This window comes from Pseudomonas sp. P4_C8 (genome assembly GCF_056401975.1).
In genome coordinates, this window is record NZ_JBFUIH010000041.1 from 20,722 (window position 1) to 44,334 (window position 23,613).

Annotated in this window: 24 protein-coding genes; 11 read left to right on the forward strand and 13 right to left on the reverse strand. The window is 57.3% G+C overall.

Annotated elements, in window-relative coordinates:
- The first annotated feature begins 271 nt into the window (after window positions 1-271).
- Entirely contained in the window at window positions 272-664 is a 393-nt protein-coding gene (locus AC1DWM_RS23140; protein ID WP_223520329.1) for a GFA family protein, read from the forward strand.
- Window positions 665-687: 23 nt separating this feature from the next.
- Here the strand turns inward: AC1DWM_RS23140 and AC1DWM_RS23145 are convergent, their stop codons facing one another.
- The gene (locus AC1DWM_RS23145; RefSeq protein ID WP_223520327.1) at window positions 688-1,140 is read right to left on the reverse strand and encodes a hypothetical protein; all 453 of its coding nucleotides are present in this window, start codon (window positions 1,138-1,140) and stop codon (window positions 688-690) included.
- A gap of 153 nt (window positions 1,141-1,293) precedes the next feature.
- Between AC1DWM_RS23145 and AC1DWM_RS23150 the strand changes: the two genes are divergently transcribed.
- From AC1DWM_RS23150 to AC1DWM_RS23160, 3 genes are all read left to right on the forward strand, one after another.
- Window positions 1,294-1,755, forward strand: coding sequence for an anti-virulence regulator CigR family protein (locus AC1DWM_RS23150; RefSeq protein ID WP_477796211.1), 462 nt, complete (start codon window positions 1,294-1,296; stop codon window positions 1,753-1,755).
- 118 nt (window positions 1,756-1,873) lie between these two features.
- The gene (locus tag AC1DWM_RS23155; RefSeq protein WP_477796229.1) at window positions 1,874-2,413 is read left to right on the forward strand and encodes a hypothetical protein; all 540 of its coding nucleotides are present in this window, start codon (window positions 1,874-1,876) and stop codon (window positions 2,411-2,413) included.
- A 284-nt stretch (window positions 2,414-2,697) separates the two neighbouring features.
- On the forward strand, window positions 2,698-4,617 hold the full coding sequence (locus tag AC1DWM_RS23160) for a tyrosine-protein phosphatase (RefSeq protein WP_477796212.1): 1,920 nt from the start codon (window positions 2,698-2,700) through the stop codon (window positions 4,615-4,617).
- 63 nt (window positions 4,618-4,680) lie between these two features.
- Here the strand turns inward: AC1DWM_RS23160 and AC1DWM_RS23165 are convergent, their stop codons facing one another.
- Window positions 4,681-5,619: an AraC family transcriptional regulator gene (locus AC1DWM_RS23165; protein WP_477796213.1), complete on the reverse strand. Its 939-nt coding sequence runs from the start codon at window positions 5,617-5,619 to the stop codon at window positions 4,681-4,683.
- Between the two features lie 326 nt (window positions 5,620-5,945).
- Here AC1DWM_RS23165 and AC1DWM_RS23170 point away from each other — a divergent pair, with 326 nt between their 5' ends.
- Window positions 5,946-6,872 (forward strand): Gfo/Idh/MocA family protein, encoded by a 927-nt coding sequence (locus AC1DWM_RS23170; RefSeq protein WP_477796214.1) that lies wholly within the window; start codon window positions 5,946-5,948, stop codon window positions 6,870-6,872.
- Between the two features lie 146 nt (window positions 6,873-7,018).
- Here AC1DWM_RS23170 and AC1DWM_RS23175 read toward each other — a convergent pair whose 3' ends face one another.
- Complete coding sequence (locus tag AC1DWM_RS23175; protein ID WP_477796215.1) at window positions 7,019-9,994, reverse strand: multicopper oxidase domain-containing protein; 2,976 nt, start codon at window positions 9,992-9,994, stop codon at window positions 7,019-7,021.
- 563 nt (window positions 9,995-10,557) lie between these two features.
- Between AC1DWM_RS23175 and AC1DWM_RS23180 the strand changes: the two genes are divergently transcribed.
- Window positions 10,558-11,256 carry a response regulator gene (locus tag AC1DWM_RS23180; protein WP_223517599.1) on the forward strand — a complete coding sequence of 233 codons (699 nt, stop codon included), beginning with the start codon at window positions 10,558-10,560 and terminating at the stop codon, window positions 11,254-11,256.
- On the opposite strand, the gene AC1DWM_RS23185 is transcribed toward AC1DWM_RS23180, so the two are convergent.
- Window positions 11,257-12,744, reverse strand: a complete 1,488-nt coding sequence (locus AC1DWM_RS23185; RefSeq protein ID WP_223517600.1) for a sensor histidine kinase — start codon at window positions 12,742-12,744, stop codon at window positions 11,257-11,259. It abuts the gene before it with no gap.
- A gap of 265 nt (window positions 12,745-13,009) precedes the next feature.
- Between AC1DWM_RS23185 and cax the strand changes: the two genes are divergently transcribed.
- From cax to AC1DWM_RS23200, 3 genes are all read left to right on the forward strand, one after another.
- Window positions 13,010-14,080: a calcium/proton exchanger gene (cax, locus tag AC1DWM_RS23190; protein WP_223517602.1), complete on the forward strand. Its 1,071-nt coding sequence runs from the start codon at window positions 13,010-13,012 to the stop codon at window positions 14,078-14,080.
- 67 nt (window positions 14,081-14,147) lie between these two features.
- Window positions 14,148-14,423, forward strand: coding sequence for a metal/formaldehyde-sensitive transcriptional repressor (locus tag AC1DWM_RS23195; RefSeq protein WP_223517604.1), 276 nt, complete (start codon window positions 14,148-14,150; stop codon window positions 14,421-14,423).
- Window positions 14,424-14,431: 8 nt separating this feature from the next.
- Window positions 14,432-15,568 carry a nickel/cobalt efflux protein RcnA gene (locus AC1DWM_RS23200; protein ID WP_477796216.1) on the forward strand — a complete coding sequence of 379 codons (1,137 nt, stop codon included), beginning with the start codon at window positions 14,432-14,434 and terminating at the stop codon, window positions 15,566-15,568.
- Between the two features lie 134 nt (window positions 15,569-15,702).
- Here the strand turns inward: AC1DWM_RS23200 and AC1DWM_RS23205 are convergent, their stop codons facing one another.
- The 7 genes from AC1DWM_RS23205 to AC1DWM_RS23235 form a co-directional block, all read right to left on the reverse strand.
- Window positions 15,703-16,275 carry a chorismate mutase gene (locus AC1DWM_RS23205; RefSeq protein ID WP_477796217.1) on the reverse strand — a complete coding sequence of 191 codons (573 nt, stop codon included), beginning with the start codon at window positions 16,273-16,275 and terminating at the stop codon, window positions 15,703-15,705.
- A 153-nt stretch (window positions 16,276-16,428) separates the two neighbouring features.
- Entirely contained in the window at window positions 16,429-16,752 is a 324-nt protein-coding gene (locus AC1DWM_RS23210; RefSeq protein ID WP_477796218.1) for a hypothetical protein, read from the reverse strand.
- A 193-nt stretch (window positions 16,753-16,945) separates the two neighbouring features.
- Window positions 16,946-17,374 (reverse strand): nuclear transport factor 2 family protein, encoded by a 429-nt coding sequence (locus AC1DWM_RS23215; protein WP_477796219.1) that lies wholly within the window; start codon window positions 17,372-17,374, stop codon window positions 16,946-16,948.
- 3 nt (window positions 17,375-17,377) lie between these two features.
- Window positions 17,378-18,136, reverse strand: a complete 759-nt coding sequence (locus AC1DWM_RS23220; protein ID WP_477796220.1) for an SGNH/GDSL hydrolase family protein — start codon at window positions 18,134-18,136, stop codon at window positions 17,378-17,380.
- Window positions 18,137-18,330: 194 nt separating this feature from the next.
- Entirely contained in the window at window positions 18,331-18,654 is a 324-nt protein-coding gene (locus AC1DWM_RS23225) for a hypothetical protein (protein WP_046030377.1), read from the reverse strand.
- Window positions 18,655-18,810: 156 nt separating this feature from the next.
- Window positions 18,811-19,503, reverse strand: a complete 693-nt coding sequence (locus AC1DWM_RS23230; protein ID WP_477796221.1) for an RES family NAD+ phosphorylase — start codon at window positions 19,501-19,503, stop codon at window positions 18,811-18,813.
- Window positions 19,497-19,901, reverse strand: a complete 405-nt coding sequence (locus AC1DWM_RS23235; RefSeq protein WP_223517617.1) for an antitoxin Xre-like helix-turn-helix domain-containing protein — start codon at window positions 19,899-19,901, stop codon at window positions 19,497-19,499. Before AC1DWM_RS23235 ends, AC1DWM_RS23230 begins: the two co-directional genes overlap by 7 nt.
- Window positions 19,902-20,318: 417 nt before the next feature.
- On the opposite strand from AC1DWM_RS23235, the gene AC1DWM_RS23240 reads away from it, so the two are divergent.
- Complete coding sequence (locus AC1DWM_RS23240) at window positions 20,319-21,536, forward strand: DUF3422 domain-containing protein (RefSeq protein ID WP_477796222.1); 1,218 nt, start codon at window positions 20,319-20,321, stop codon at window positions 21,534-21,536.
- Between the two features lie 86 nt (window positions 21,537-21,622).
- Here the strand turns inward: AC1DWM_RS23240 and AC1DWM_RS23245 are convergent, their stop codons facing one another.
- A complete protein-coding gene (locus AC1DWM_RS23245) occupies window positions 21,623-22,108 on the reverse strand; it encodes a MaoC family dehydratase (RefSeq protein ID WP_223517620.1) in 486 nt (161 codons plus the stop codon).
- A 65-nt stretch (window positions 22,109-22,173) separates the two neighbouring features.
- Window positions 22,174-22,788: a LysE family translocator gene (locus AC1DWM_RS23250; protein WP_477796223.1), complete on the reverse strand. Its 615-nt coding sequence runs from the start codon at window positions 22,786-22,788 to the stop codon at window positions 22,174-22,176.
- A gap of 180 nt (window positions 22,789-22,968) precedes the next feature.
- On the opposite strand from AC1DWM_RS23250, the gene AC1DWM_RS23255 reads away from it, so the two are divergent.
- Window positions 22,969-23,421: an Lrp/AsnC family transcriptional regulator gene (locus AC1DWM_RS23255; RefSeq protein ID WP_223517624.1), complete on the forward strand. Its 453-nt coding sequence runs from the start codon at window positions 22,969-22,971 to the stop codon at window positions 23,419-23,421.
- Window positions 23,422-23,613: the final 192 nt, after the last annotated feature.

A 23,613-nucleotide genomic window follows, 5' to 3' on the forward strand; every position in this document is an offset into this window, starting at 1 on the left:
AGTAAACCGCGGCACCTTTTCCGCTGCTGTGAAAACCCCTGATGCAATCGTACTGATCTGATGAAAAGCGCTGAAAAGCTATGAAACGCCCCCTTGAACGGCAAGACGGAACGTATTCCTCGTCGAAGCATTTCTCGTCAGAGCACAGTCGGGCTTCTATGTCAGCGCAGTTGCTGCAGCAAGTCGAACAGGCCAGACATCGAAGTCGACCTGAGCCTGACCTACAATGGCCAGGTAGCCAGCGAGTGCTTGATTTCAGAGGAGGTGCAGCATGGACCGATTCACCGGCGGCTGCCTGTGCGGCAATGTCAGGTTTGTGGCATCGGGGCGCCCATACCGGGTCGGCCTTTGTCATTGTCTGGACTGCCGCAAGCACCATGGGGCGCTTTTTCACGCCTCTGCAATATTCCCTCAGGAGGCGGTGATGATCGAAGGCGAAACACGCGATTACGCCGGGCGGTTTTTCTGCCCTCGCTGTGGTTCCTCGGTGTTCGCCCGCACCGCCGACGAAGTCGAAGTTAACCTGGGCTCCCTGGACGCTCCAGACCAACTCAAGCCCACCTATGAAAGCTGGATTGTGCGCCGCGAGTCCTGGTTGCCGGCGTTTGCGCTGACAAGACAATACGAGCGCGATCGTGACGCCACGGGGCGCTTTGAAGATTAGTTGTCGAATCCCAAGGATCGTGGCTACTTCGTCGTGACACCGTGCTTGATATCCCCACAATAGATATCAACGTTGCCATCCGACGGTGCCGTGCGCACGAGGATGGAGTACTCACCGGAAAGCAGAACCGACATTTCTACAGGCGCGGTTCTTGATAACGTCCAGCCGCGTATGGGCTGGCGTTCGGTATTGACCTGTTCGTTCATCGAGTAGGCGACCGGCCCGGGTTTTTGACAGCTGCCTTTATAAACGAAGGTGTAGAGGCGCAAGGGCAGGGTGACACCCATTGGAGCGCCGCTGATGAAGAAATTTAATCCGGTTTTATTGTCAAAACTCGTCAACGTTACATTGCCGATCTGACCGGCGTTGCGCTGTGTGGCAACCAAAGGAACGTTCACACTAGGGGTAGATGATGTGGCGCAGCCGAAGAGGGTTGCGCTGACCAGTAGCGCTGCAAGTGAGTGTCTGAGCTTCATGGCCAAACTCCTGTGTCGAAGAACTGCACGGGTGATTAGCCGGTATAGCTCATTAATCGCCGCTCTGATGTTGTCCGAACCCAATTACGTGTACTTGTTGCAGCGAAGCGCTAAATTTCAAAGAGATGTCCCGTCAAGATGAAGGAAAGACAGATGTTCAGATTTCGCTCATTGATTGCAACCGTTACATGCCTTGCACTGTTCTGCGGCTCAACCACAGCAATAGCTGACCCTGGCAATGGAAAGGGCCAGGGAAACGGCAAGGGAAACCCACATAACAGCGAGGCTCAAGGCAACCAGGGAGGTAAAGGCAAGCATTCCAGTGGCAGTGACTGGGATAACGGCCCAAGCATCAATCACGCAAGCGTTCTGGGGATTGTTAATGGGTATCGGGACTACTGGAGTCCCGGACCGGCACTGCCACCTGGCATTCAAAAGAACCTTGCGCGAGGCAAGCCACTTCCACCGGGGATTGCCAAAAAACTGGACGGTCGGTTAGTCGGCACACTGCCTCATTATGATGGATATGAATGGCAACAAGCGGGCACCGATTTGATATTGGTTGCACTGGCAACCGGGCTTATTTACGAAGTGCTCAACGGTGCTTTTGATTGATGCTTGAATTGCGAATGCGGCGCAGTAGGGTGCACTGCATTCCGTCTGTCGCAGGACTTGAACTGTCTGGGGGCTGATGCGTCTTAACACACGCGATATCAACCCTATGGAAGCAATCATGCTTTTAAAAAACAAGAGTCTCGTTGCTGTAATGTCCTGCGCCCTGATGCTTGCAGCCGCCCCATTACTCCCTGCTGACCTGTCTATCATGAACTCCGCCTTTGCGAAGGATGGTGGTGGTGGTGGTGGTGGTGGTGGTGGTGGCGGTCACGGAGGCGGAGGTGGCGTTGGAGGTGGTGGTGGCCACGGAGGCGGCGTTGGCGGTGGCCATGGCGGCGGTACAGGCGCTGGTCACGCTGGTCACAACGGTTCCGATCACTCCGGCGGCACTCACAGTAACGGCCGCGGCAATGGGCTCAGCAGTGATCATGCCGGCAGGGCCGTTCGCGATCATGGTGAAAGCGGAAATCACTACGGCAGTGAGCACAATAGTGATCGCGGTCATGGCCAAACGACTTCAGGCATCGCCCACTCCAGAGATACTCATGGCATAAGCAAAGCCAGAGCTATTGCTGACTCGACTCCAGGCGATCACAACTCGAAAGGCTTGAGCAAAACCGGGATGTCGGTATCGAAAAGTCGCACTGATCATCCATAACGGCTGACCGGGAAGTGCAGCAGACTCAATTGCAAAGTCTGCTGTACGCTTGAGGTCAGTTCGATTTCTTCGGTGGGGAGTTTTGTCCAGAGTGGTAGGTGGGAATCCTCGCCTACCCTCTGCGAGAGAGTTTTGCACGGCCAATTGCCATAGGGATATACGGACCAAAAGCGCGCTATCCGGACCTATCGCGCACGGATTTTCATCCGTCGGCAATCTGTCATATTCGGTATTTCTTCATTACAGATAGTGGTCAGCCCAATGCGTATAAATGAGGCTGCACCGTGTTTTCACGTCTTCTGTGTTCACTGTCCGTTTTGAGCCTGTCTATCGCGGCTGCCCAGGCTGCCGAGACCAACTCCCTCGACACCCCCCGCTTGAGCAGCATCGACAACTTGCGCGATGTCGCCGGCACCACCACCGCGTATTCCACGGCTAACGACGGCACGATGCGTAGCGGCGTGTTCTACCGCTCCAACGCGCTGACCCCGTCGGCGGCGGATCTGGGCACCTTGAATGGCCTCGGCATCAAAGCCGTCTACGACCTGCGCACGCCGAGCGAAATCGCCGGTACGCCTGACACCCTGCCCAACGGTGCTCGCTATTTGAACATCGACATTCTTGGCAACGCCACGTCCGGTTCAAACCTCCCCACGGGCCCGCTCGAAAGTGCCGCCGACGCCATCGCCATGATGCAGGGCATCAACCGGTCATTCGTCAGTGATGCGGGGGTGCGCGGTCAATTCAACACGCTGTTCAATGAACTGGCCGGCGTTGACGGTGCCGCGCTATTCCATTGCACGGCCGGCAAAGATCGGACGGGCTGGACCGCCGCTGTGCTGCTGAGCATTGCCGGGGTCGACAGCGCCACCATCATGAGCGACTACCTGGCCACCAACGAATACACTGCCGCGCGCGTGGCGGCGACGCTGGCGGCCATGCCACCGAGCATGGCCGCGATCTATGCGCCGCTCCTCGGCGTGGAAGCCAGTTTCTTGCAAGCCAGTCTGGATCAGGTCACCGCGCAGTACGGCAGCATGGACAATTACCTCAAGCTAGGCCTTGGCCTGTCCCAGGAGACCATCTACGTGCTGCGCGGCAAGATGGTTTTCTACAACAGCCTGCCTGGCCAGGCAGGCCTCCTCGGCAACGCCGCCGCGGGTGCCGGGTTGCTGCAACAGCTGCAGAACAGCAACCTGTCAGGCACCTACAGCGACTACAACTATTACCTGCAATCGGCGATTGATGCCGGCACCCTTGGTGGTGTCGAGTCCACTGTCGGTGGCCAGGTGCACGCCGACGCTGCCAGCTACTTGCTGCGCCAGGGGGCGATGATCGACCGGGCCGCTGCGCCCTTCACCAGCGGCACAGATCTCAAGATCGGCCAATACCGTTTGTGGAGCACTGCACTGGCGGGCTATCTGGGCACCGATGGTTCGTCCGAAACCGCCAGCAGCAACGAGCACAGCCAAGGGTTGATGATCGGCCTGACGCAGCGCTTCACCGAACAACTCAGCGCCCACGCGGGTTTCGGATACAGTCGCGGTAATGTCGGCGGGGCGGGCGGTGAGGTGGACACTGACTGGACCTTTCTCACCGCCGGCGCCCGCTATGCCCCGGACGGCCTGGAGCGCGGCCTGTTTGTCGACGCCGACGCCAACGCCGGCTGGCTTGACTACGAAAGCAAGCGTGACCTCGGTGGCGGACTAGGGACGGCCAAAGGCGACAGCCATGGCAATCTCTCCGGTGCAACCCTGGCGCTGGGCTATCGTGTGCCGGTGAGCGGCATGATCGTCGAACCGAGCCTCGGCCTTCGCGTCAGTCACCTGAACGTGTCCGGCTTCCAGGAGAAGGGCAGCGAGCTGGCTCTCGACGTCGACGATATCAATGAAACCCGGCGCAGTGCGGTGGCCAATCTGAATGTGTCATTTACCCCGGTCGGCATGGGTAGTTGGCAACTGGTGCCGGGTGTTCAGGTGGGTTATGAGCATGTGCTGGGCGATAACGAAGTCTATAGCGAAGGACACCTGCTGGGTCTGGATGTCGAACAACGCGCAGCCTTTGATAACCGGGATCAGTTCACCGCTGGGGTCAATCTCATGGCCAATATCGGCCCGCTGAGCCTTGGGGGCGAAATTGGTGCCAGCGGTGGAGGGGACAGTCACGGCTTCAGCGGTGGCATCAACGCCAGCTATTCGTTCTAACACTGCGGCATGGGTTCCGGCCGCCGGTATTCGGCGGCCTTGGCTTTATGCAGGACGAACCGGTTAGCGTCGGGCGCGCGGGCGCCCTGATTTCAAATCAGCGGGACTCACACCATAGGCGTTCTGGAAGTACTGGCAAAACCTGCCGACATTGCTGAACCCGAATCGCAAGGCCACCTCGGTCACGGACGTCGGGGCATCCTGCGCAAGCGCATCGTAGGCACGCTCCAGCCGCACTTGCCGTTGATAGGCGACAACCGAAATGCCCACGAAGCGCCGAAAACCTTCCTGCAACGCGCGCTGGCTGACGTTGCTCAGTCGGGCCAGATCCGTGCCGCTGACCAGTTGATCGGGATGATCCTGAATGTACTCGACGGCCCGCTTCACATGCCGTGGCGCTATCAGCGGAGCAGGGCGCCGAAGGGCTCGCGTGAAGTTGTGCGGCCAGGCCTCCAGTACCGCGTCGATCAGCATTTCCCGAAGACGTGAAGGCATCAGAGTCCCCGCGTTGATCAGCAGGCCGAACTCGGTGCCCGTCGCCAGATCGATCAAGGCCTTGATGCCCTGGAAGGCCGGGATTTTCAAATCTACCACCGGCTCGAAGTGCAGCTTTTCCAGGACCGGCTTTTCCAGCAACGTCGACAGTCGCTCGGTGAAGAGGGCGCGTCTGATCGAAATCCCGTGCTGGGCATGATTGTCGAGAAAATGCATCGAGCGAATATCGGCTTTGTCGATCGCCAGGCCAACGTGGGTGACGCCCACCGATTCGGTCGTGTGATTGAAGACGATCTTGCCGGCAGTTGGAATGACGAAGGTGATTTCATCATGGGGATCGGGAAAGACCACCGTGAAGTCGCCGCGGTAATGCATCCTGCGAAAGCTGACGCCTTCATGCCTGCCGTAGACGCCCCCGATGATGATGTTGGCAGGTGGGGGCGGCGTATCGGAGTAGCGATTGCCGAACATGGTCGAGAATAGCGCGCCAAAGTCGTCGCAGCGCATGTCGTTGGATCTGAGGATGATTGGCTGGCGTGTTGGGGGTGAGTACACCTTGAGTGGCACCTTGGGTCGAGGGAACTTGGGTACAGGGACGATGGAATGTGAGGTGGGCGGGGAGCGTGAGGACGTTAGCAGGCGCAGGTGACAGGTCTGTGATGGCGTGGAATTTGGAGGGCGGCGGTCAATCCAACGCGGGCATTAACAGGGATAGCATTGCTCAAGCTCATGGGCTGGATGGACCATAAGTACGTCATCGATGACTTCCCTGCGATAGAAACGTAATCTTGCTGATTCGCGTACCAAGGCAATAAAAAAAACAGGAGTCATTGATGCAACCAATCCGTCTCGGCCTGGTGGGCTACGGCAAGATTGCCCAGGATCAACACGTTCCAGCGATCAACGCCAACCCCGCGTTCCAGTTGGTGTCTGTCGCAACGCAAGGGCAGCCCTGCGCCGGGGTAGAGAATTTTCAGTCCCTGAGCGAGCTGCTCGAAAACGGCCCGCACGTCGATGCGATTGCGTTTTGCACACCGCCGCAAGGGCGATTCGTTCTGGTGCAACAGGCGCTGGCCGCTGGCAAACACGTGCTGGTAGAAAAGCCGCCGTGCGCCACGTTGGGTGAAGCGATGGCGTTAGTGAATCAGGCCCAGGAGCAAGGTGTCAGTGGTTTGTTCGCCTGGCATTCACGCTACGCGCCCGGTATCGAAGCCGCCCGTGACTGGCTGGCCACCCGTGCCCTGCAAAGCGTACAGATCGACTGGAAGGAAGACGTGCGCAAGTGGCACCCCGGCCAGGTGTGGATCTGGCAGCCCGGAGGCCTGGGCGTCTTCGATCCCGGCATCAATGCCTTATCGATTGCAACCCATCTGCTGGCGTTGCCGCTGTTTGTCGAGTCTGCCGAGCTGCGCGTCCCCGGCAACTGCCAGTCGCCTATTGCCGCTTCCATCAAAATGTCTGATGCGCGCCACCTCGATGTCCGCGCGGAGTTCGATTTCGACCACGGTCATGAGGAACTCTGGAGCATCGAGTTTCGCTGCACTGAAGGCATCCTGCGACTGGACAATGGTGGAGCACTGTTGAGTATTGACGGCGTGCGCCAAGCCGTATCGGAGGAGGGCGAGTACGCGGCGGTGTATCGACATTTTCAACAGCTGATTGACGACAAAGCCAGTGACCTGGACCTCCAGCCGCTGCGACTGGTTGCCGATAGTTTTTTTGTCGGCAGTCGGGCGTCGGTTGAGCCGTTCTACGATTAGCGGCCGCTGAAAGATTTAGCCAATCTGCTGCATCGACTGGTTGAATCAAAGCCGACTGTGATGACAGGCGGCTTTGGGATTGAAACGGTCATATAAGCGGTTTTTTTCGTTTGCTGACGACAAAACCAGCCGTTTGATAGACGACGCTAGCCTCTGCCTTTACCTCCGCTGCCACCGCCACTGCCGCTGCCGCTGCCGCTGCCGCTGCCACTGCTGCTGCCGCTGCCGCTGCCACTGCCACTGCCACTGCCACTGCCACTGCCACTGCTGCCACTACCGCTGCCGCTGCTATCTTCCGGGTCATTGTTGACATTGGGCTGTGGCCCGACGCCATCTCCCGTACGGAATGTCGGTAACGCAACCGAGGCCACGAATTTCACGCCGTCCCAGCTAGGCAAGGGTGTGGGCATCAATTGGAACTGGCCCGGGTGCTCAGAGTCCCAGCGCAGGAGCATCGACGTGTCCTCATGCTGTGTGTTGTGGCAGTGCTCCATGTAGGTACCGGCAAACTCACGGATGCGTATGGCCATTTCGACATCGTCGAGGCTGTCGGAATCGCGGCCTACACGGTAGATATCTTTGCGCGCGCCTTTTTCCCATTCTGGCGGCGGTTTGCCACCTCGAGTGAGAATGACCCCTTCCTCGAAGTGCACATGCACCGGGTGAGTCCAGCCATTGCCGCCGTTCTGGATCTTCCAGATTTCCAGCGTGCCTTCACCCTTGAACCCTGCCGGTGTCGGGCCAGTGGCCAGTTGTGGCGCGGCTGAAATCCGGCGCGGGTCCATGCCGAAGCCTTCGCCGCCATCGGTCTTGATCGTCCAGGGCTTGAAATCCGTGCCGTTGGAGCGGCCAAAGATAAAGGTGCGGTGCCGCGCCTGGGCAAGCCGGGCGATATCGGCAGGGTCATCACGGTTCAAAGGCAGGGGGATCATGAACCTGCCCTCGGGCTTGCCAGGTTTGGCGGGCTCGAAGTCGACCGGATTCATGCTCACGTCCTGCCCGGTGTAAGGCTGGACGTTCAGTTGCAGGAACAGGCCCACGCCCGGGTCACCGTTGACCCACTGTGGCCCGTGGCTGGTTTGCCTGACAACGGGCAGGTACTTCCCGGAGAGTACATCCGCCAATGGAATGTCGCGTTTGGGACGCTTGCCGTCTTCATGCTCCTCGATGTTGACGAAGAAAATCTTGTCGCCCGGATTGATGCCGTTTTTCGCGAAGTCGATTACGATGTCATAGCGTTCGGCAACGCCCAGTATCGGCAGAATGGCATTGTTGTCCTGTGTGTCGCCGTCGCCATCGAGGTCCAGGCTGCCATCGAACGGCACCGCGTGCTCCATGATATTGCCGTCGTTGGCAATCATGTGGAACGGCACCCGGTTATAGGAAACCCCGGAGCTTTTCGGGCCAGGAAACTCGCCACCATTACCATTGACCTGACGCACCACCGCCAGCTTGAAGTAACGAGAAACCGATCCGTCGAGAATGCGGAAACGGTAGCGGCGGGCACGTACGTCCAGGAAGGGCTTGTACTCCCAGTTGGTCAGCACCTGGTCACCGAGAAAACCGTCGGTGTTGAAGGGGTTGAACCACAACTGGCCGGTCTGGTCCCAGGCTTTGTCGGCGATCGTCAAGTTGACGTCATAGTCGCGGTTACCCCACCCCAGACCCGAACCACTGGGCAAGCGCAGGTTGACCCCGTCGTCGACCGACTCGTTGCCACGGTCCACGGCGCTGTAGTAGTTCATCATCGTCGCGTTGCCCTTGTAGACATTCTGCGCGGTGAAATCGAGCATGTGGTCGTGGAACCAGTGGCTGCTCATGGTTTCGCGCCAGTCGCCACGGATCTTGATGGTGCCGTTGTTGCAGGTCTTGAAGCCGGGGGTGGCGTCGTTGACGAACAGGATCTCACCGGGGTCGCACGGGAATGCCGCACGCGGATCCTCAGCGCTGGTATTGATGGAGTCGTAACCGGCCAACTGGATCGGCCAGCGATAGTCGTAGTACTGGCCCGGGAAGAAGAACGCGTTGGCAAAGCCGTCGCTTTCCGCGGGCGAGTGGCCGTTATGTTCATGGGTGGTGAGGGTGTGCAGGCCAAAGCCCCGGTTGGCCGACGGGTCAATGGGCAAGGCATCGTAATGACGCATCAGCATCGCCTGGCCATAGCGGACTAGAAGCAGTTTGGGCGGAAAGGTGCCGTCGAATGTCCACAACGCATTATGGTCCTGGACAGGAAAGCTTTCGTGAAACTGCACTTCAATGCCCTTGGTGGTGCCCTCGTTGGCCGGGTTGCCGTTGGTGTTGTGATAGAGCCCGCCTGGCGCAAATTCCCCCACGGCGTAGTTATGCCGTTGCATGCGATCACGTAAACCGCTGTTGACGTGCGCGCCTGCTTGCACCGTCTTGAAGGCGTCGCGCGGGAAAAACTCATTGAAACGCTGGTGCGACCAGCCTTTTCCCGGTGGCCGGCCTTCTGCGGGCGAATCGACTCGACGATTGAGGAAATCCTCGATCTGCGCCTTCCAGGGGTTGCGGTCCAGTACATTGGAGAACTCTGTCGGAAAGGGCGTCAATGCCGGCTGCCTGAGAAAGGCATCCAGCGCAGCCGGCGATGGGCCGCTACGCGCCACCTTCAATGGATCTTGCGCCGGTGCGGGGCCCACCGTCGGAACCGGAAACGGAACGGGTGATGGCGGGTCGGTCGCATCCAGTTTGTTCGAGCCGAATTCCTCGAACAGTTCAAGCTTCTGTGTGAACGGTTGAACCCCGAACACCGGGCTGGCATTACCGTTAGTGGGGATGTTGAAGCTGGGTTGCAGATTGGGTGGCAGCACATTGTCGACCAAGGGGGTCTGGCGGTTTCCGACCACACCATTGGGTAAGTCGAAGGCGCCGACGTTTGCGGGAGGCAGCTTGAGCAAGTCCCGCAATGCGGCATCGGGGTCCGCGGGCGGATTGGTGAACGCCGATGGGTCGGTAGGAGGCGGGGGATCGGTGTTGTCGAGGGGGACTGCCTGGGTCTGGGACAAGCCCAGCCCCAACATGATCACGGCAGCAGAGATACTCAACGCCAGCCTGGTTTTGGACAAGGGACTAGGATTCAACCTTCCGGTATCTAGTTTCATCGCAAACACCTCTGACGGGTTCCTCGAAGCGCGTGGCAATACATGGGCAACGAACCACGGCTTCTGGCCCAGCTGGCGATTGATTTCGAGCCGGGATGGGGACGATGCATATTTCCAGCCAAAAGTGACAGGAAGTGACTAATGGCTCTACGCCACGCCCCCCTTATCTGCTGGCTTTAAGCCGGCGAATGAGAAGCCAGGATGAAAACCCCGATGACGGGGGATATCCCCCAATACAGGGTGCGATTGTGCGGGGTGTTTGGGCAAAGCGAAGTTGTGCCTAAGCGCAGGAGAGCGACTGTTGGTCGGATGAAAGATGGATCCGGGTTTTATGAGGCTGTCTTTTTTTGATGTTTTTAGCGGCCTTTTAAAACAATGGGTTGGGGTATAAATGTATAGAGTCTTGTAATCATGATTGCTTATTGACGATCGGATTTTATCCGACCTAAGTCTGATATCCGAACGCCAGGAGCCTGGGAAACACGACTGGTGATCGGCGTCATCCCGGGTTCCCTGCTATTAATGAATGAATGTTCGAGTGCTAATCCTTTCGGGAGCGCGTCATGAATCCATTCATTCGCATCTGCATTGCCGACGACCATCCGATGTTGCGTGAGGGCGTTGCCAATACATTGAGAAAACGGGCGGATTTTCAGGTCGTGGAGCAGGGCGCCAGTGCGCAAGATGCCAGGGATATCGCCCAGAGGGTGCGTCCGGATGTGATGCTGATGGACGTCAATATGCCAGGTGATGTTTTCGCCGCGGTGCGGTTCATTTCCAATGAGCTGTCGGATGTGAAGGTGCTGATGCTGACGGTTTCAGAATCCGAAAATGACGCCTTTTTGGCGCTGGAGGCCGGCGCGCGAGGGTATGTGTTGAAAGGTGTCAGCGGTCCGGAACTGGTCCAGGCGATCAGGTTGGTTGCCAAGGGTGAAACGTATGTCACCCCCGAGTTTGCCAACAAACTGCTGAGTAACACCAAGAAACACGAAGCGGAAATTCACACGTTTGATCTGACCCATCGCGAGGAGGAGGTCATTCGTGAGGTTTCAAAGGGGCTGACCAATAGGGAGGTTGCGTCAAAGCTGTTGATCAGCGAAAAAACCGTCAAGCACCACATGGGCTGTGTGATGCAGAAACTGAACGCCCGAAATCGTGTCGAAGCGGTCACGGCCCTACGGCATTACAGGGAGCGCGAAGCTGTCGGGCGACTTCACATCGGCGCAGGGAATACACCAATGGATGCCCAAAGCGGCCCCTGACTAGAGTTTGAACTGTGCATTGACCGACGTACCAGAGGCGCAGGAGTCGATGCTGAACAACCCGCCCAGAGATTCAACGCGATAACGCAAACCGGCGAGCCCCAAACGGGTTCTGTCGGATGTATCGAGCTGCATGGCGTCCGCCGCCATGCCCGGACCACTGTCCCTGACGCTGATATTCAATACCTGATCAATGTATTGCGCCTGGATGACCTGACCCTCGCCGTTGGCATGACGGTAAGCGTTGTTGAGGGTTTCTTGCACAAAACGGTACAAACAGAGTTTGAGCGGCAGCGGCGTGGCCTTTGGCAGCGGCCCCAGGGTTAAGGTGACCCTGGTGCCGGTACGTTGCTCGTGCCGTTGCGCCACCAGTTGCAATTCTTCCACCAGGCTCAGGTCGTTAATTTCCGGAAGTGCCAGGCCTCGTGACAAATCGCGGACCTCACGCAATGCGTCGGTGGCGGCGCCACGAATGGTTTCCATCGACTCCTGATCGACAGCCGAGCAGTTTTCGGCCAGGTCATCGAGCCGGATCAGAATCAAGGTCAATAACTGCGCCGGCCCATCGTGCAGGTCTGCACCAATGCGCCGCAAGGTAAGTTCGTTGACCCGGGAAAACTCCTGGGTAGCCGTCGCCATCTTGCGCTGGAGTTCGGCATTGCTGATGTGCAAACGGGTTTGCTCCTGCAACCGTAAGCGCAGTGCAACTTGTTGTTGCTGGATAATCTTGTCACCGCGTCGCACGATGAAGAACAGTAGCGTCAGCATTGCCAGCGTCGCGGCGCCCACAACCCCCCATACCTGCTGTCGGACCCGATTGATCTCGCGTTTCAGACTATCGGCCTTTTCATAAAATTCGCCCACCGCGACGATATTCCCAGAGGTTGAATCCCGCAGGGGCGCGTAGATCTCATAGAGCGGCAGGTTGAGGTTGCGCTCGAACTCGTTCTCCTCCTGGCTCAGGTCTTGAAGGTCAGTGACCACTTTGCCCTTGAGTGCCTCGGTGATCTCATCCAGTGGGAATTTTCGGTTGGTGATGGCTTTATTCGTGCCGTAGATCACCGTGCCATCCGCTCGCCAGATCTTGATCGAGACAATGTGCTGTTTTAGCGAACGACTTTCCGCGAGGCGGTCCAGGAACTGGACACTTTCAGCCGAGAGGCCGTTGTCCCGGCTCATCTCCTGCACATAGGGCTCCAGAAACGTATCCATGTACTGAGCGGCTGCTTCTGCCGCGCTTTGTACCGCGGCACTTTCTATTCGTTCGCTCACCAGTTTGCCAACGAAGAACATGGTCAGTCCCAGGATCACCGTAGCGGCAATGACAAACTGGGTCGAGCGACTCAGCTCGCGCGCCCGGCCCCTGATCCGTGTGCGCCAGATTCCATTGCGAGCCACATCGGAAGCAGGGGTTGGTTCGACCAGAGCCTCAGTCTCCTGCGCGATAAAAGTCTCGTTTTCTGATTCGACTTTTGCATTTTTTACCATCGATTTGGTTCCCTGATCATCGTGATAAACCGGTTGGAAAACCCTGCAACTCAACGGATATCTGGAGTCTGGCATGTATCGGCTAAAGCGCTTCCCCTCAATCAAAATGATATTTCGTTTCTTGACCAGCAGGTTTCCTTTTCGACTTTAGCAACTGACTCTCATTGTTATGTTGGTGGGATTTTCGACGGTGTTACGTAAGTGAGCCATTCTTACCGGGATATCGATCGCCGCTTCATCACCTTGGCCTCATGCGAGTACAGCCATGCTCTATTGGATGTTGGTCTTCGTCCCCATTCCTATCCTCTTGAAGTTCATTGCGCCACAGCAGGACTTGCTGATCTTTCTGGCGGCATCTCTGGCCATCGTGCCACTGGCCGGATGGCTGGGCCGGGCGACCGAGCAACTGGCGGAGCGTTCTGGAGAAGGGGTCGGTGGACTGCTCAATGCCACGTTCGGCAACGCCACCGAACTGATCATCGCCATTAGCGCATTGCGGGCCGGCTTGCACGATGTGGTGAAAGCCTCCCTGATCGGCTCCATTGTCGGCAATATCCTGCTGGTGCTGGGAGCCGCCATGCTCGCCGGCGGGTTGCGACACAAGGAGCAGCAATTCAATGCCCTCGCAGCTCGTTCCCAAGCCACGTTACTGACCATGGCGACCATTGCACTTGTATTGGCTGCTGCCTACAACGCCGTGGTGGCGCCTCGTGCACCTGAAGGGCTGCAGAGGTTGAGCTTGTATATCGCCGTGGTCTTGTTGCTGGTTTATGGGCTGTTTCTGGTGTACTCGCTGATTACCCACAAGAACCTGTTTGCCGGGGACCCTCATGTTGCGAGCGATGGGCAGCAGTCCCCGCTCTGGTCAAAGAGCAAGGCGTTGCTGGTTTTGACCGTGGCGACGCTGTTGATTGCCTGGGTCAGCGAGATTCTAGTGGCGGCCATCGAGCCGAGTGCGCATCAACTTGGACTCAGCAACCTCTTTGTCGGTGTTTTTATAGTCGCGATACTCGGAAACGCCGCTGAGCATTCTTCCGCGGTTTCGGCGGCCATGAAAAATCGCATGGACCTCTCGCTCTCGATTGCGATTGGTTCCAGCGTTCAGGTTGCCCTTTTCGTGGCCCCCGTTCTCGTGTTGGTCAGCTACGCCATCGGTTCGGCACCGATGGACCTGGCGTTCTCCGGCGGTTTGGTCCTCAGTGTGCTGCTGGCCGTTCTGATTACCGGTCAGGTGGCCGGCGACGGACGATCCGACTGGCTGAAGGGGGTGCAATTACTCGCCGTGTACTTGATCCTCGGCCTGGCCTATTTCTTTACACCTGATGTGTTGGCCTGAACGCCTGGGGATTGCGAATCTCTCAATTGCAGGTGATCATGCGCCAAATAGGTAGGTGGGGTATGGTATGGCGCACATTCACGGGCAAAAAGACGATCTATTGAAACGGGTAAAACGCATCGCCGGACAGGTTCAGGCGATAGAGCGAGCGCTGGAGTCCGAGGCCGACTGCGCCAAGACTTTGCATCTCGTCGCGGCGACTCGCGGGGCCATGAACGGTTTGATGGATGAAATCATCGAAGCTCACGCCCATGCACATGTCGCCAATCCTGAACTGAGCGATGAGGAGCGGGCCAAAGGCGTCGAAGAACTGCTCGAAGCCATCCGCCGTTACTCCAAATAGGCCCGGTAATGCCAAATTTCGCAGAACTGCTTCAACAGGGTGGCGCCCACGCGTGGCTCTATTTCCCCAGCGCGATACTGCTGGGGGCCTTGCACGGGCTTGAACCCGGGCATTCAAAAACCATGATGGCGGCGTTCATCGTGGCCATTCGTGGCTCGGTCAAACAGGCGGTGTTGTTGGGTCTGGCCGCAACGCTGTCGCATACGGCGGTGGTCTGGCTGGTCGCTATCGGTGGCATGTATTTGGGCAAGGGGCTGGATGCTCAAACCACCGAGCCGTATTTCCAACTCGCATCCGCTGCACTGATTATTTTGATAGCGCTCTGGATGCTGTGGCGCACCTGGCGTGGCGAACAGATGTTCAAGTTCGAGCAGGGTGAAGATCACCACCACGGCGAACATGACCACGGTCACCACGATGAAACCCAGCGTATCGATACCGGTCATGGCCGTGTCGAGCTTTCGATTTTCGAAGCCGGCATGCCGCCGCACTGGCGTTTGAAAGCGTTGAGCGGGCATGCCTGGGGCGCTGCGGATGTCCGGGTGCTGACGACGCGTCCGGACGGCAGCACCCAAGCGTTCTCATTTATTGAGCATGACGGTTTTCTGCAATCGACGGCGGATATTCCCGAACCCCATGAATTCAGCGTTCGCTTGAGCCTTGGACACGCCGGGCACTCGCATGACTACGACCTGGAATACCAGGAGCATGATCACGGGCATTCGCACGCGGAACTGGAAGGACTGGAATTGTCGGTTGATGGTTATCAGGATGCGCATGAACGTGCCCATGCCAATGACATCCGCAAGCGCTTCACCAATCGTGAAGTGACCACCGGCCAGATCATCGTGTTCGGCTTGACGGGAGGGCTGATTCCTTGCCCGGCGGCCATCACCGTTTTGCTGCTCTGCCTTCAGGTCAAGGAAGTCGCCTTGGGTGGCGCACTCGTCTTGTGCTTCAGTATTGGTTTAGCAATTACGCTGGTATCGGTCGGCGCGGCGGCAGCCATTGGCGCCCGTCAAGCGACCAATCGCTGGCCATGGTTGGGTGCGGTTGCGCGTCGGGCACCTTATTTGTCCGGGGCGTTGATAATCGGCGTGGGCTTGTATGTCGGCATTCATGGCTGGATCGGGTTGAACGCTTAAGACGCTTTGCATGGTCGCGGATCTGTTTCGTGCACGAAAAAGCCCGGCTGATCAGGCCGGGCTTTTCATTGAATACCGCGCTAATGCCATGCATTTGATGCCGACGATGGATGCATCAGCTCGGGGTTAACCAGTCATTGAGCGGTGACACACAGTTCCCCGGTGGCGCGGATCAGGGCCTGACCGTGCAGTTGATCCTTGATCAGGCTCGCTCGCTCGGTCCCCAGCCAGTTTGGGCAGTTGGGGTCATTGCGATAGGGCACGAAGTCGGCGTATTGCTGCAGCATGCGATGTTGCAGCTCATCCAGTTGTGGCCTGATTTGATTGATCAGGTCCGGCCGTGGAGTATCTGGCGCCTTGTCCGCCGCGCGCCATTGAGCGAGCAGGCCGTATTGCACCAGCTTGTTGGCTTCGATTTGTGCGGCGATCAGCTCGGCAACTTCGTCCGGATTCRGTTTCTGGCCCTCGGCTTTCTTCCTGGCGTTGTCGATAAGCTGCGTTTCCCGGGGCGTATCCTGGATCGGTTTGCCACTGTCCCATTTGGTCAACGCCACCAGATCAGCAATGTTCAAGCGCTCGTTGATCGTCACCAGCAGCGGTAACAAACTGTCGGGCGCAGGGGAGGGTGTACCGGCCTGGACGCCGCCAGCGAACAAACCGAACAGGGCGCAGCTCAGCAGGTGCGGCAAGCGTAGGGAGTGGAGCATGGGCAAACCTCATTGAGCGCAAAGTTCACAATCAGGTCTTATGTACCACAGGTGCGGCAGAGGCTTTAAGTGGGGACTGGTTTATTTTGTGCGTGAAAAAGCCCGGCTTGTTTGGCCGGGCTTTTCGTTGAGTGCTGCGGTAGAACCCTTCATTTATACCGCGCGGCTTTCGATCAGACGGTCGGAGCCACCTTCGGCAACGCGGTTCTGCATCAGGCGGTCGGAGCCATCAGCGGCTACACGGTTTTCGATCAGACGGTCGGAGCCATCAGCGGCCACACGATTCTCGATCAGACGGTCAGAGCCATCAGCGGCCACACGATTCTCGATCAAACGATCCGAACCCCCTTCAGCCACACGGCTTTCAATCAGACGATCCGAGCCGCCTTCAGCGACTACAGGTTGAGCAGAAGTAGCGGCAAAAGCGTTAACTGCGAAAACCGAGAAAGCGATAGCGAGAAGAGCTTGGCGTTTCATGGTGGTGTGCTCCGGGGTGCTTATTGGTTGGTATGGAGCTGATGTTACGCCGGGGATTTTTTAAGAGAACTTCATTGAGTTGATGGTGACTATCGATGTCGGCAATGGATCATTGCGCGCGGTGACTTCACCGCGCGGCACTTGAGTTCCGGGTATCTAAACGGCGGGAATCCCGCAAATGCAACGTACTAAATCAGCCTTTACTGGCCGCCAGATAAGCGCCAAGGCGTTGTCCCATATGCTCGCCCAAGGCTTGCAAACCGCTCAAGGGACGGACCATCACTTCAAACTCAACGATTTTCCCCTGTTCATTGAAGCGGATCATGTCGATGCCCTTTAACTGTTTGCCGCCCACGTTGGCGCTGAATTCCAGGACGACGTTCAACCCGTCTGCCGTCGCCAGTTCGCGGTGGTAGGCAAAGTCCTCAAACACGTTGACCACGGTGTTGAGAATCATCGAAACGACGGCCGCGCCCGGATAAGGCGTGTGAGCCATCGGCGAGCGGAACACTGCTTGCGGGTCCAGTAAGTCTGGCAAGGCGCTCAAGTCATCCGTGCGGATCATCTTGTGCCATTGCTTCAAGGAGGCCGCAGCGTTGGGATGCAGGTTCAGTTCAGACATTTTCTACTCCTGTATTTTTATTGTGGGTTCTGCAATGTCGAAAGGCGTGGTGTTGCGAAAGCGTTGGTCAATGACCGCCGCCGCATCGTCCGCCCACTGACTGTATATCGCAGGACCCGGATGGAAGCCATCCCGTGCCATCGAACCCGTCACGGGGGTCAACCGGGTCGTCAGCATCGTGCAGTGATCGATGCGCGCCACCAACTCGGCAAGACGCGTGTTGAAACCACTGGCCCTGCGCCCCAGGTACCAACGCAGCGGTTGCGGCAGCGCTGGAAACAGGTGCATGGGCGGAAGAGGGGACACCACGATCTGCCTCACCGCGTACTTGCTGCGCAGCAGGTCCATCAACTGATCTTGTCGAGCGACCCACTCGTCAGCCGCCAATGTACTGGTGACATCGTTGACGCCGATAGACACCAGTGCCACATCGAAGGATTCTGGAGCGCTGCTATAGAGCAGCTCCAGCAGCGCTTGCGAATCAAGCCCGGACCTGGCCCAGAGTTTCCAGGACACCTGGTAATCACTGGCCAACTGGCTGACCAGTTGGCCGCTGAGTGCTTCGTCCTGAGTCGATGCTCCAACGCCAGCGGCGGCGCTGTCTCCCACAATCAACAACCGCAGGGCTACGCCGCTGCCGGCCATGCCTTGGCGCTCGCCCTCGGCCTCCGGCAGTCTGGGCGTTACCCATCGGGTGTAAACGCCCTGCATGAGTAACAAGGGACCGAGCAGAATTCTGGCGAGCGCTTCAGTGTGGTTCATGCAGGGGTGCCGTGTTGAGGGCCATGGTTATCTGGATAGTTCGTCGTCGAAAATGCTTTCGATGGGCCGTGTGCTAACCGTTGTCAGCGATATTTGTATAACGCCAGCGCGGCAAGTGCATCAAAAATAGCTCAAGAAAAAGCCCGGCTGATCAGGCCGGGCTTTTCATTGAGTACTGCGCTAAAGCCCTGCATTTATGCGGCGCGGCTTTCAATCAGACGGTCGGAGCCACCTTCGGCAACGCGGTTCTGCATCAGGCGATCGGAACCATCAGCGGCAACGCGGTTTTCGATCAGACGGTCAGAACCATCAGCGGCCACACGGTTTTCGATCAGTCGGTCAGAACCATCAGCGGCTACACGATTTTCAATCAAACGATCCGAACCACCTTCAGCCACACGGCTTTCAATCAGACGATCCGAGCCGCCTTCAGCGACCACGGGTTGAGCAGAAGTAGCGGCAAAAGCGTTAACTGCGAAAACCGAGAAAGCGATGCTGAGAAGGGTTTGGCGTTTCATGATGGTGTGCTCCGGGGTGTTATGGGTTGGTATGGAGCGGATGTTACGCCGAGGATTTTTTATGAGAACTTCATTGAGTTGATGGTGACTATCGATGCCGGCAATGGATGCATGCGGCCCCCGTTTTTCATGCGTTCCACCGCAGCCAGTTCACATTCACGCTTCACTGATCTTGCTGACACTGGTGATCTGGCCATTCCAGATCATCTCGTAATGAGCCGTCTGAACAATCGATGCAACCGGTCGCGGCGTCATCAGCGCCCAGCAATAACTACCTTGCATACGCACCGAGCGGTAACGAATACCGGGACATCCCGCTTCTTTGATCGATCTGCCCAATTGACGGGAATGCGTGTAATCGTCCGGCGCATAGACAGGATCCGTCAGCGCAATGGACGTAGCATCTTTCATCGCCACGTCCATAAAGGAACAGGACAGCCCACGAAAAACGAAGCGCTCATAGTTCAGGTTACGAACATTCGACCAATACAGACTCTGGTGATGCCGCACTTCAGCCAATGCCGTTTCCATGGAGTCCGCCAGATACAACACCCCAAAGCTGCCATCGCTGAACCGCGAACCTGAAGGGTTGACGTGAGTAAAAGGCGCTATCGCGTAAGAGCAGCCAGGAATACCGAACGGGATCTGATCTCGCGCAATCAACTCGAGACGACCCACTTCGTTATGCAGTCGGGGATTTGTCAGCGCCTGTATTTGATACAGCACCTCAAACTCGTCCGCGTCTGCCACGTCATCAAACAGCGCAATCGGTGGAAACTTCGAATTGACCAATCGGTAGGCCTGTAACTGCTCGCCGGCAAGCGCTGCCAGTTCGCTCACCCTCACCATTGCGCGCCCCGCAGTACATCAATGCGCCGAAAGGTTTCATACAGAGAAATCATATCGCCCTGGGACATGATCTCGAGGGGGGAGCGCCCATTGAAAAACTCGTTGTCGTTGGCCATCGACGGAAAACCGTAGACGTTTTCCGGATTATCGAAAACCAGGCGCAGCGTTGCGTGGATGTTGAGCACAAAACTGATGCGCTGCATCTGATCCGCGTCCAGCGCCACCGCCCATTCGGGATCGCGCTGCCGGGCGCGGGTGTAGGTGCTGCGGGAAATGCGCAGGATGCGACAGGCCTGATCGCTGGACGCAGACCATTTTTCGAGAATGCCTACTGCTGCACGCAAGCCCGTGACGCATTGGGTCTTGGTGAGTGCTTGTTCCTGAAAGGGGGCTGCCATCTTCTAGATCTCAATTGATCCGTAGACTCAAAAATACATAGATTGGGTCTACAGATCAATAGTGCATCGAGTAGCCATTCGGTTTCCTCGAGACTGGGTTCCCCTACGGACAGGCTAAGCAACACCTGCGCAACAATCGTCACTTGGTGGTGACTCATGAGTTCGTCAAACAGTCCCACCAACAACAGCAGTCGATAATGCCCCGAAGGACGTGGCGCCTGGCAACCGAGCACCGCTCTCGCTTTCAAACAGGGCTGGCAATGCCCATGGTCCTGGTTGTCGGTGCGGCCATCGCCTGCTTTGTGAAGGGTTGGGACATTGATCCAACTGAGCAGCGCTTGATGGGGGATCCGGACTCGTTACTCGGGTGGGCATTAATCGTAAGCGCCAAAAACAACTCCAACATGGCCACACAACATGCACCCGTTACGACAAAGTCTGCACAACGAACTGCACGCGCGCCCGTCACTGTATTTCGATGAGCCGGCCCATGTGTTTCATCTGGCCTTCCTCGGAAGCGATCAGGAGTGCAATGCATTCCTTCAAAACTGCTGCCCTGGCTCCCTCGACCTGAATGCCGCCCAAGGCATTACTCAACTCGATGGTCATGCACTGAAATGGGAGCGCCATGCCGAGTTTTTCACCCTGACCCTGGTGGTCACTTCATCCTGCAATGACTTGTCCTGGACAACGCTGCCCGAGGTGCTGGCACGGAAGGTCGAGGGGCATTTGTCGACGCTCATCAACTCGGTGCAGATCGTAGTGCGTGGTGAAGCCGACCTGGATCTCTCCCGTTATGGTTTCAAGGACCCGAGCGGTTCTTGCGTGGGTGGTGGCGATGCGGTGGTCTGGAGCGATTTTCGTATCAGCGAGGATGGCAACAACCACCTATTGTTCGTCAACCGGCGCCTGAACGCCTACCGCCAAGGTCGAATGATACGTCGCCTTCTGGAAATCGAGACCTACCGGATGATGGCCTCGTTATCCTTGACCATGGCCAAGTCCTTGAGCGCGCAACTCGATGTTTTTGACAAGACTTTGGTCACGCTCTCCGAACGTAACGCCCATGCCGACGGTAATAATGCGAAAGCTCTGCTTGCAGATATTTCCAACCTGTCTGCCCAAGTGGTCAGCAGCACCGCGAAAACCCGCCACCGCTTCAGTGCCACACAGGCCTATGCTCAACTGGTGTTTGAACGCTTGGGTGAATTGCGGGAAAGTCATGTGGGCGATTGCCAACGCCTTGGCGTGTTCATCGAACGCCGCTTCAAACCCACCGTCAGGTATTGCTCCGCCACCGAACAGCGGTTGGAGCACTTGGCCAAAAGCGTGGCCAACCTGGGCGATCTGTTACAAGCACGGGTCCAGGTAGAAATGGAAGAACAGAACTCGGAAATTCTCAAAAGCCTGAACACCCGCGCCGATGCTCAAATCAAGATCCAGCGCGCAGTGGAAGGTCTGTCGATTATTGCGATTACCTACTACCTGATTAACCTGCTCAAACTTGGCTACTCGGGGTTGCACTTGCTCGGCGTTGCAGTGGCCCCGCGAGAGGCCATGCTGGCGATGACGCCGCTCGCAATCGGCATTCTTGCGTTGATTGTGCTTCGTATCAAGAAAGTCAAAGAGCATTAAGGCGATGACCCTGATGCTCACTTTTTACCAGGGTGCGTGGTCTTGAACGATTGGGCAATTCCCCAGCTTCCGCCATTTCCAGGCAATCAACTCATGGATTCGGCAGCACCGTTGGTGGGATCCCCTTCAGACAGCATCTGCTTGAGGCATTCTCGCTCTTCAATTCCAGGCAGCACGCCAGAAGTCGTCGCTTCCAGCACTGTGATGCCTTCAGCATTCTCAATCCTGACTTCGGCTTTTGCGTGACCGCGTTCATCGATATCAGCGATGAGCCAGTGGCAGATGAGTTGTTCTCCCGGGTACACCGGTCGTTTGAACTCGAAACTCATCCCTGTCGCCAGCCAGCCGATTTGCCCGCCAATTTCGGTGACAAGGCTGGCGGTCAGCAGGCCATGGGCAATGGGTGCCTTGAACCTGCGCAACTGCGCATAACGTGCGTCGCAGTGAACCGGGTTGTAGTCGCGAGAAATCTGCGCGAATTGACGAATATCAACCTCTGAAAAACAGCGGACTATCGTGAACCGGTCTCCGATCTGGAGGCCTTCGGCAGCACGTTCTCTTGGACTCTTCATAAACGCTCCCGGGTGGTAAAGGCGTAGGTTAGTCGCTCATTGGAGTTGGCTCGCTGAAAAAAGAATCAACCCATCTGCTCGGTGAGCAGCACCACCGCGATAATGACCATGGCCGCTCCGGATAGACGGCTGACACCGCGAGCCGCCGCCGGACGTGCTTGCAGTACAGCCTGTGAACCAAATCCAACCAGCAAATAGATAACGCCGCAGCTGACGGTGTGGATGAGTCCCAGCGCAATCATCTGCATCGGCACAGGCCAGGCAGCGGCTGTGTCGGTGAACTGAGGCAATAGCGCCAGGAACAACAGAAACACTTTCGGATTCAGCCCACTCACGCAAAGCCCCTTGATCGCCCAGCGACTCCAGGAGCCCGACGCCTGTATGTCATCAGCGCGCGGTGTAGCGGGGCGGGCAAGCATGTTGATGCCCAGCCAAAGCAGATAACCCGCTCCGGCAACGGTCAGTACTGACAAGGCTATGGGATGGTTAACAACCAGCGCGCCAGCACCACCGGCCACAATCACGGTTGCAATCAAATGACCGGACAAAAGTCCGCCCACGGCGGGTATGACGACTCGGCCTTTCAATCCCGCCGAAATTGCGTAGGCCCAATCTGCACCCGGTGTGATGACGAACAGAATCGACACTGCCCAGAATGCGATGAAAACGCTGACGGTCATGGCGCTACCCATACCTGCTGTTGCGATTTTGTGACCTGCATCGTCCTGCTCCTTGAATCAAAAGCCGCCTCTGGAAGAGGAGTGCGGCAAATATTAGTCAAGGGAAGAATAGTGAAATGTGGTTAGAATTAACTTTCAAAGATCATCATTTACGTGCGCAGGATTGGGAGATTGTTCCGAATGGACAGGATTGATCGCAAGATTCTTTCTGAGCTTCAAAAGGACGGTCGTCTTTCGGTTACCGAACTTGCTGAACGCGTGGGCCTGAGCCTTTCCCCTTGCCATCGACGGGTGCGGGCGCTGGAAGAGTCGGGAGTGTTGCTCGGCTATAGAGCCCAACTGGACCCCGGTGCATTGGGTTTCAACTTTTCCGCCATGGTGTTTGCCACGCTTCGCGAAGGGAATAGACAAGCTGTCGCTGCCTTCGAGGCGGCGCTCATTGAAATACCGCAGGTGGTCGATGCCCAGCGATTGTTTGGGGAACCGGACTACCTGCTGCACGTCATTGCCGAGGATTTGCCGGCGTTCCAACGGCTGTACGACGAGAGCCTATCGACATTGCCTAATGTGCAGCGCCTGACCTCAACCCTTGTCATGAAAAGGGTCATTCAGGACCGGCCGCTCCCGTTGTGATGGCAGGGCCGGGGCTTCTGGCTTTGCCTTTCATACAGAGTTTGCGTTGATACGGAATGACCCGATCTGGCCGTTTTCTGCTTGTCGTGACCGGCTGTAACCGACCCATAACGGTCATTTGTCCACCGACGATGGAAGCTTTAGCGCTGAGCTACTGCTTGACATGCCGGTCCTCTGGAGATTTGGCTGCCA